Origin of the sequence: Rhizobium giardinii bv. giardinii H152, assembly GCF_000379605.1 — a bacterium.
Lineage (GTDB): Bacteria > Pseudomonadota > Alphaproteobacteria > Rhizobiales > Rhizobiaceae > Pararhizobium > Pararhizobium giardinii.
Map to the genome: position 1 here is coordinate 1 of NZ_KB902664.1, position 1,043 is coordinate 1,043.

At 64.4% G+C, this 1,043-nt stretch carries 1 protein-coding gene and 1 pseudogene; both read left to right on the forward strand.

Translation table 11 applies throughout. From position 1 onward, the window contains the following. Positions 1 to 205, forward strand: a pseudogene (locus A3AY_RS35340) (ABC transporter substrate-binding protein); the annotation flags it as partial. Further along, positions 202 to 1,043 (forward strand): acyl-CoA dehydrogenase family protein (locus A3AY_RS0114555; protein WP_018326388.1); only part of this gene is annotated, 842 nt, incomplete at its 3' end. The pseudogene A3AY_RS35340 and the gene A3AY_RS0114555, both read left to right, overlap by 4 nt.

Here is a 1,043-nt window from a genome sequence, read left to right on the forward strand (position 1 = left end):
TGCGACAGAAGAACAGGTTCTCGCCGCCAACGGCCCCGATATCCACCACCGTCTCGGCCTTGGCCTGCAGCCGGAACTCGTCGATGCCATCGGACACTACAAGGACTTCCTGCGCGACTGGGGCTTCCTCGCCGCCGATTTCTCCATCGCCGACTGGGTCGATCGCCGTCACATCGACGCCTTCGACACCCGCGCCGTCGCATGACGCAGAGCATCCCGATAATCCTGACGCAGGATCTCAACGACCCGATCGGCAAGGCGCAAAGCCTTGCCGATGAATTCTCCGCCCGTGCCGCCCATCACGACGCCACAGGCGACTTTCCCTTCGCCAATTTCGAGCGCCTGTTTGAAGCCGGCCTCCTCGGGCTCGTGACGGCGCGCGAGCATGGCGGCCTCGGCGGCGGTCTCAGTGAGGCACAGGCGATCATCAGCGAAATCGCCCGCGGCGAGCCATCGACGGCGCTGGTCCTCGCCATGCACTACAACACGCACTATTCTATTCGCCGCATCGGCAAATGGGCGCCTCACCTGGCCGAGCGTGTATTGTGGGCAAACCGTCTTGGTCTGGCTTTGATCAACGCCGCCCAGGCCGAGCCGCGCATCGGTTCGCCCGCGCACGGCGCACTGCCCGAGACGATAGCACGACGCGATGGCGACACTTGGCGGATTACCGGGCGCAAGAGCTACGTCACCGGCATTCCGATCCTGAAATGGGTCGCGCTGCTGGCGCTGACGGACGAGGAGACGCCGCGCCTTGCCTCCTTCCTCGTGCCGACCGATGCACCCGGCCTGCGTATCGAAAAAACGTGGAACGCCGCGGGCATGCATGCAACGGCCAGCGACGACATCATTCTCGACGACGTCGTCATCCCCGTTAATGATATCATCGAAGCGCAACCCGCCTCGGAACCGATCGCTCGCCACGAGCATGCGACCGCCTTCTTCTTCTCTCTGATCGGCGCCGTCTATCACGGCGTCGCCAGGTCGGCGCGCGACCGTGTCCTGCACTTTGTCGCACATCACGCGCCGGCAAGCCTCGGTGC